A 7,703-nucleotide genomic window follows, 5' to 3' on the forward strand; every position below is an offset into this window, starting at 1 on the left:
CAGGACTTTGAATTTACATCTTAGAATCCGCCCACGCACGAAGAAAATGCGATAGCATTTTCGAGGAGTCTTCGCCGCCTTCCGCTCCAATCAACATGCCAATAATCATCAATAACCTTTAACACAGCCTAAAAGAAAAATGCGGCTCAGCAACGAGTCGCATTTTTCTTTTAGATATTAACGGTTTCCTTTGCCATTTCTCGTGCCGCTTCGGCCGCTTGTTCTTTTGCCTTGGCCATAATTTCCGGTATCTGTTTTGGAAAATGATCCATTCCCTCTGCAACAACGGTATCCAAGCTCTCAAAACCAAGGAATTGGAATACTTTGCGTAAGTAACGGTCGCCAAACTCAAAGTCAACCATTGGACCTGATGAATAGATACCGCCGCGGGTTTGAATATGAATCGCTTTTCTACCCGTTAAAAGTCCCTTAGGACCATCTGGTGTATTGGTAAATGTTTTTTCAACAATAAATAAATTATCTATAAATTTTTTCAAAATCGAAGGGGCGCCAAGATTCCAAATCGGTGTGACAAACACATAGTAATCAGCAGCTATAAATCGGTCAGCAAGCTCATGCATTTTTTCAAGTTTGGTCCGTTCTGCTTCCGATAATTGCTCTTTTGTATAGCCCATAAATGATAATTTAGCCCGTGCGTATAAAAGATCCATGTCAATATCGGGGATTTCCATATCAAATAAGTGCCAGCGTTCAATTTCCACATCCGGCTGGGCAGCTTTAAACTCCTCTAAAAATACTTCGCCGATTTGCATCCCTTTTGATAATTTTATATCATTTTTAGGGTTTGCTGTAATATACAAAAGTTTCGACATTTACATCCCTTCCCTTAACCAGAAATTTTCCCTCTATAAACATACTACAACAAATTCCCATGCTCACGATTGAACAATAAGTGACGTTTGTGAAGATTGTGTGACTCATGAGCATGCCTTTTGTACAATTCATGACAATTCCAAACAAAACCTAACGAAACTTAACAATTCTTAACAAAAGTCACATATCTTATGCTATTCTTACTATAAAATGAACTGGAAAAAGGAGGGTGGACAATGGACGAACGGGCCTATACTCCCGATGAAGTGGCGCAAATCTTTCAAATCTCTAAACATACAGTATATGAATTGATTAAAAGAGGTGAACTACACGCCTTTAAGATTGGCAATAAAATGAGAATCGAGCATGCCGAACTAGAACGATATAAGGAAAGCAGGAAAGCACCTGCCAAAAAAAGTATCGATGCACCACATGTAACCAGCATGCCAACCGCACCCATACGTCTCTCTGGCAGCCATGATTTTCTCGTTGAACATTTCGCGAAACAAGCTGGAAACGCTTTAAATTTACCGATTCAGCCTTCCTTTATCGGCAGTTTAGAAGGATTAATGATGCTTTACCGCGGTCAATGCGATATTGCGGCGATCCACTTATTAGATCCTGCTTCACAAGAATATAATCTGCCATTTATTCATCAGCTGTTTGTCTATGAAAATATTGCGGTCATACGATTTGCTGCCAGGCAGCAAGGCTTCATCGTCGCAAAAGGTAATCCAAAAAGTATTCTTGATTTTACAGATCTTACTAGAAAAGACGTCCAGTTTATAAACCGGCAAAAAGGAGCGGGTACAAGGTTTTTACTTGATTCAAAGCTCTCTGCCTATGGAATTCATCCAAATAAAATAAACGGTTATGGACAGGAAGAATGGAACCATCTATCTGCTGCTTCCTACATAAATCGAGGCATGGCGGATGTTACATTCGGAATCCAATCCGCTGCAAGCCACTTAGGACTGGATTTCGTCCCGATCGCCCAAGAGAAGTTTGATCTTGTTTTTCGCTTCACAACAGAAAACAAGCAGAATTTACTTGCATTAATTCAGTATTTACAATCTGCTAGTTTTAAAGAAAGCCTGACAGATTTAGAAGGCTATTCGATTCAAGATTTAGGAAAAGTCATCTATCAAACTAGTCAAACGGAGGAACTTGTATGAAGAAAAATCGTTTTGTAATTGCGTTACTGGCATTAATGCTTCTTGTTTTATCAGCTTGCGGTAATACAGCGTCAAAAGATTCAGCGGCTAAAGATCACAAACCAGCAGCTAAAGCTGCTCCAACAAACATGATTCTTGCTACCACAACCAGCACACAGGACAGCGGCTTATTGGATGTCATCATCCCTATGTTTGAAAAACAAAATAATGTCAAAGTAAAAGTGATTGCGGTAGGTACTGGCGAAGCATTGGCAATGGGTACAAAGGGTGAAGCAGATGCCCTGTTAGTTCATGCTCCAGCAGCAGAGAAGGCTGTTGTCGATGCAGGGGATGCCATTAACTATAAACGCGTTATGTACAATGATTTTGTTTTAGTAGGTCCAAAGGAAAACCCTGCAGGCGTGAGTGGTGATGATATTGTGGCTTCATTTAAAAAAATAGCTGAAACAAAATCACCTTTCATTTCACGCGGGGATGACTCTGGTACAAATAAAAAAGAACTGGCCATCTGGACCACTGCAGCTATTAAGCCTGCAGGCGATTGGTATGTATCAACCGGACAAGGAATGGGCCAAACCTTACAAGTTGCTGCTGAGAAAAAAGGCTATGTCTTAACGGACCGTGCAACCTGGCTTGCCCAATCCAAAAATCTAGATACACTGCAAATTGTGGTTGAAGGCGGCAAAGATTTAATGAATATCTATCATGTTATGGAAGTAAATCCTGAAAAACATGATAAAGTGAATAGTACAGATGCTAAAAAGTTTGTAGATTTCATGGTAGCTCCAAAAACACAAGATGTAATTGAGAACTTTGGTAAAAAAGAATTTGGAAGATCACTTTTTATTAAATACACAGAATAAATCGAATGAGTGGCGTTCCTCTAAACAGGTCCGCCTCTTGTCTACTTCATACGGAACTACTGGAGGCACGACGTTATGGAATTACTAGTAGATGGAATCAAAAAGGCAATCGAGATCATCCTTTCTGGGGATCAAGAAGTGTTAGCGATTACTGCATTAACACTTAAAGTCTGCCTCATTTCCATTCTAATTAGTACAATCATCGGCTTGCCATTTGGTATGTTCCTCGGATTAACTAGATTCAAAGGCCGTAAATTACTGTTAGTTTTCATTAATATTGGTCTGGGGCTCCCGCCAGTTGTAGCAGGCCTCTGGATTACCATGCTTTTATGGCGCTCCGGCCCATTAGGTGATTTCTCCCTGCTCTATTCGCCGACCGCCATTGTTATGGCCCAAATCTTAGTCAGCCTGCCTATTGTCACCAGTCTTACCTGTACAGCCTTTCAGCAAATCAGCGATAAGATGCTGCTGCAAATTAAGGCACTTGGGGCAACAAGACTGCAGACATGGTTTATTCTTATTAAACAATTAAAAATGGCCATTTTAGCAGCGGTCATGGCTGGTTTTGGCCGCGTGATTGCCGAGGTGGGCGCTGCGATGATGGTGGGCGGCAATATTCAAGGCGATACCCGAATTTTAACCACAACCATCGTAATGGAAGTATCGAAAGGTAACTTTGACATTGCCTTAGCCCTTTCGTTTATTTTATTGTCCGTTGCTCTATTGATAACGGCGGTCTTAACATTTTTACAGCAAAGGAAGCGAATATCATGAACCCGTTAATCGAGCTAAAGAACATGACCTACATAGCCCAGCAGAAGACGATTCTGGATATTCCTTCCTTCAAGATTCATGATGGTGAGTTTCTTGGTATTATGGGGCCAAACGGTGCTGGAAAAAGCACCTTACTGAAGGTCCTTTCATTTCTGGAAAAACAGTCAAGCGGCGAGTTCCTCTATCGGAATCAACCTGTACCAATTGGCAACCCTCCACTTGAAATGCGAAGAAGGTTTTCAGTCGCCTTACAGCAATCCCTTCTTTTGGATGGAACCGTCTTTCAAAATATTGCTATTGGCCTAACATTAAGGAAGATATCTAAACCAATCATCAAAGAAAAAGTAGCTCAGTGGCTGGAGTTGTTTGGCATTAGCCATTTAGCGAAAAAAAATGCTCTTTATTTATCAGGCGGTGAGGCGCAAAGGGTTAATCTTGCGCGGGCGATGATTGTGGAGCCGGAAATTCTTTTTCTAGATGAACCTTTTTCAGCACTAGATTTCCCAACAAAGATCCGTTTAATAGAAGATTTCAAACAAATTCTGGAAGATACTAGAACAACTACTGTGTTTGTCAGCCATGATTTGATGGAGATTCATTACCTGACAAATCGGCTTTCAATAATTGTTAATGGTAAAGAAAAGCAGTCAGGACCAACCCCACTGGTCCTTGAACATCCCAACACTTCCACCCAATCCTTCCTAAATGAGTGGAAGAAATTCTATCCCGCATTAACGGGCAGTAAAGTAATCCCCAGTTCCAACCTGAAAAATGGTTAAAGGTTTAGTCCCTAAAAATGCGGCAGCAGTTCCTTGAATGGAACTGCTTTTTTTATAGCTCTTCCAAATTTGCTTAATATATTTTTGAGGAATAAAATAGGAAATATACATAATTAAACTGGCTTTCAGGGGGAGTGTTCCATGAAATATGCAATCATAACCGGGGCTTCTAAGGGCTTAGGGGAAAGTATTGCGAAACACCTTTTACAGGAGCAAATTGCGGTAGTTTCTGTTTCTCGGACAGAGAATGAAGAGTTAAAGAATATTGCCATCTCAAAGGGAATGGATTATAAACATATTTCTTGCAATCTCTCATTAGAAACAGAAATACAAGAGGTCTTTATGGAGATTGCCCACTGTCTTTTTGAAAAAAACCCAACTGAGATCCTGCTTTTCAATAATGCAGGTGTAATTGAACCCATTCAAAAGGTCGGAAATTTAGATCAAACTCCAATCATCCGAAATATAAAAGTAAATCTGATTGCTCCTATTTTGATTACCAATTTATTTTTAAGTAAGGCCCAGTTAACCAATACAAAAGTAACCGTTATCAATGTCACGTCTGGTGCCGCTGTCCGCTCGATTGAAGGCTGGAGTGTTTATTGCAGCTCAAAGGCCGGGTTAAACATGTTCACCCAGACAACTGCTATCGAACAAGCAGAATTGAAAACCGAGAATACCATTATTGGCTTTAGTCCAGGCATCATGGATACCGGCATGCAGGAAACAATCCGTTCTTCCTCCGAAGCTGCCTTTAAGGAGCTCGAAAAATTTAAAGAATTTAAAGAAAAGAATTTACTATTGGAAACGGATGCAGTGGCTAGCCGATTAATAGACTTAGTGTTACGCGGGACACCCGAAAGCGGCCGGGTATACCATATAAAAGAATTGTTAGAGTCATAGAAAGAAGGCCGATCATTGCTGACCGGCCTTCACTCTTCCTGTGGAAACCATAAGGTGATGCTGGTTCCTTTATTTACCCTACTTTTTACATTAATTAAGCCTTTATGTGCATCCATTAAAGCCTTCACAATCGAGAGCCCCACTCCTACACCGCCCGTTTTTCTGTCTCGGGATTTATCGCCCCGATAGAAACGTTCGAAAATATGGGGAATGTCATCTTCAGCCATTCCTGATCCTTCGTCCTGAATTTTAAAGCCCACGTAACCTTCTTTGTCGGTCACAACCGAAATGGTGACGTTTTTCCCTTCCGGCGTATACTTTAAAGCATTATTAAGAACATTGGACAAAACTTGCATCAAACGATCTTTATCTGCTGCAAACATTTCTTCCCGAGAGAGTTCTTCAATTTGCAGACCTACACCCTTTTCATTAAATATGGGCAAAAACATTTCCCATAGAGCCGCTAAGACGCTGCCTGCCTCCAGTTCCATTTTCTCTAGTCTTATTTGTGGATTTTCCGCTGCAAGCAGCTTCTCTAACTCGTTCACGAGCCTTACTAACCGCATGAGCTCTTCATGACTAACCTGCAAACGCTGCGGTGTTGGCTCCCAAATCCCATCCTGGAAGGCTTCAATTTGACTTCTTAAGGTAGCAAGCGGGGTCCGCAGCTCGTGGGCAAGGTCGCCTGTAAATTGTTTCCGCAGCATTTCTTCTTTTGCCAGTGATTCAGCGAGTTTATTAAAGGAAATCGCTATCTGCTTTACCTCTGTCGGCAGACCCGATAAAGGGATACGGATATCGAGATTATGCTGCTGAAGCTCACCTGCTGCAAACGAGAGCTTCTTTAGACCAGAGGTTAGTTTTTTAGAAAAAATCATCCCAAATATAATCGCTAGAACAATCGTTAAGCAAACTGCCGCCAAAATATACAATTGAATCGTTTGAATAAACGTGTATTCATCATCAATTAGACCTTCAGGGTAAATCGCTACGAGCTTGCCAATTATGGCATTGTCGACCTTTAACGTGTAGGTTTTACTGTGCCACTTTTCTCCATCAGGCTCAGGTTCCGTTAATCCAAAGCTATTTAACATGCCGCGGATACTGGATGTATCCATCTGCATCTTTCCAAATCGATCATATAATTGAAAATATAGCTGATCGGTCATGGCGTTCTCATGTAATAGTCCATAAACCGGATCAGTGGTAAAATGACCATTTTTCCGATAATCCTTCTCGATTTCAGTAATAATTCTATCAATCTTTTTCTCACGATTCCGATCTAAATAACTAGTAAAACTCTCTTCAAAACCGTACTGAATAAAAAAGCTGACAATTAAAATTCCAATCATCGAGATGAGGACTAAATAAAAGAGTATTTTAGACCGGAGCGTTTGCAACATCGAGGACCCCTCCAAATTTATAGCCCATCCCAAAAACCGTCACGATAAAGTCCGGCTGCCGTGAATCCAACTCTATTTTTTTACGGAGGTTTTTGATATGTGTATCCACACTCCGTTCATAGCCATCATAGTACATTCCTTCATCCTGAATTTTTTCAAGCAAATCCATTCGGCTGTACACACGTCCAGGATTGACAGCCATATTGGTTAGTAATTTATATTCAATCGGGGTTAACGTTACATACACTCCATTTACTGTTACCTCTTTTTTGACCAAATCGATTGAAAGTTTTTTGCCGTTAAATTCAAGGCGTTCGACCTTTTCTGCCTTTTTTACACGTCTGAGAATGGCTTGAACACGAACAACTACCTCTCTTGGACTAAAAGGTTTGGTTAAATAGTCGTCAGCTCCCATAACAATTCCGTTAATGCGGTCATCCTCTGCTGATTTCGCCGTCAGCATAAGGATAGGAACATCCGACTCTTTGCGTACGAGCCGGCAAACCTCTTCACCAGATATATCAGGCAGCATGAGGTCAAGAATCATTAAATCAGGTTCGATTGTTTTCGCTTTTTTCAAAGCATCTATCCCATTATCAGCGCTATGGATCTCATAGCCTTCTCTCTCTAAATAAGCTTCAAGGACTTCTACTATTCTGCGTTCATCGTCCACTAATAGAATCTTCATGAATCATCACTCCCATACTCCTACTATATCACCTCTGATCTGTGATGTTTGTAACTTCACAAATTCACCACAACTTCTTCATAACATCTTCAATTTTTCTCGCTAAGATAATCATGTAAAGAGTGTTGATACCTCGAACTCCCCAAAGTTACGGTGATCGGCTCTTTATCGATTGAGTGCACTGGTTTTATTAGCCATCTTACTCATCCCAAAATTAACCTCTCTACTATAAAGGGTGTCCCAGTTAAAAGGGGCACCCACTTTTTTTATTTTGGCTGTGTTAA

The 7,703-nt window shown here is 40.8% G+C and carries 8 protein-coding genes; 5 read left to right on the forward strand and 3 right to left on the reverse strand.

Going from position 1 to position 7,703, the window contains the following annotated elements; translation table 11 throughout:
- Positions 1-170: 170 nt before the first annotated feature.
- Positions 171-833, reverse strand: coding sequence for an FMN-dependent NADH-azoreductase (locus V7077_RS15725; RefSeq protein WP_335503583.1), 663 nt, complete (start codon positions 831-833; stop codon positions 171-173).
- Between the two features lie 237 nt (positions 834-1,070).
- Between V7077_RS15725 and V7077_RS15730 the strand changes: the two genes are divergently transcribed.
- The 5 genes from V7077_RS15730 to V7077_RS15750 all read left to right on the forward strand — a co-directional run bounded on the left by V7077_RS15730 (position 1,071) and on the right by V7077_RS15750 (position 5,328).
- On the forward strand, positions 1,071-2,009 hold the full coding sequence (locus V7077_RS15730; protein WP_335503586.1) for a helix-turn-helix transcriptional regulator: 939 nt from the start codon (positions 1,071-1,073) through the stop codon (positions 2,007-2,009).
- The gene (locus V7077_RS15735) at positions 2,006-2,872 is read left to right on the forward strand and encodes a substrate-binding domain-containing protein (RefSeq protein ID WP_335503589.1); all 867 of its coding nucleotides are present in this window, start codon (positions 2,006-2,008) and stop codon (positions 2,870-2,872) included. Before V7077_RS15730 ends, V7077_RS15735 begins: the two co-directional genes overlap by 4 nt.
- A 75-nt stretch (positions 2,873-2,947) precedes the next feature.
- Positions 2,948-3,646: an ABC transporter permease gene (locus tag V7077_RS15740; RefSeq protein ID WP_335503592.1), complete on the forward strand. Its 699-nt coding sequence runs from the start codon at positions 2,948-2,950 to the stop codon at positions 3,644-3,646.
- On the forward strand, positions 3,643-4,425 hold the full coding sequence (locus tag V7077_RS15745; RefSeq protein ID WP_335503595.1) for an ATP-binding cassette domain-containing protein: 783 nt from the start codon (positions 3,643-3,645) through the stop codon (positions 4,423-4,425). The genes V7077_RS15740 and V7077_RS15745 overlap by 4 nt, the downstream gene beginning before the upstream one ends.
- A 141-nt stretch (positions 4,426-4,566) precedes the next feature.
- Positions 4,567-5,328, forward strand: coding sequence for a (S)-benzoin forming benzil reductase (locus tag V7077_RS15750; RefSeq protein WP_335503598.1), 762 nt, complete (start codon positions 4,567-4,569; stop codon positions 5,326-5,328).
- Between the two features lie 29 nt (positions 5,329-5,357).
- On the opposite strand, the gene V7077_RS15755 is transcribed toward V7077_RS15750, so the two are convergent.
- The gene (locus tag V7077_RS15755; RefSeq protein ID WP_335503601.1) at positions 5,358-6,731 is read right to left on the reverse strand and encodes a HAMP domain-containing sensor histidine kinase; all 1,374 of its coding nucleotides are present in this window, start codon (positions 6,729-6,731) and stop codon (positions 5,358-5,360) included.
- Positions 6,709-7,419, reverse strand: coding sequence for a response regulator transcription factor (locus tag V7077_RS15760; RefSeq protein ID WP_335503603.1), 711 nt, complete (start codon positions 7,417-7,419; stop codon positions 6,709-6,711). The genes V7077_RS15755 and V7077_RS15760 overlap by 23 nt, the downstream gene beginning before the upstream one ends.
- Positions 7,420-7,703: the final 284 nt, after the last annotated feature.

Origin of the sequence: Neobacillus vireti, assembly GCF_036962465.1 — a bacterium.
Lineage (GTDB): Bacteria > Bacillota > Bacilli > Bacillales > Cytobacillaceae > Neobacillus > Neobacillus vireti_B.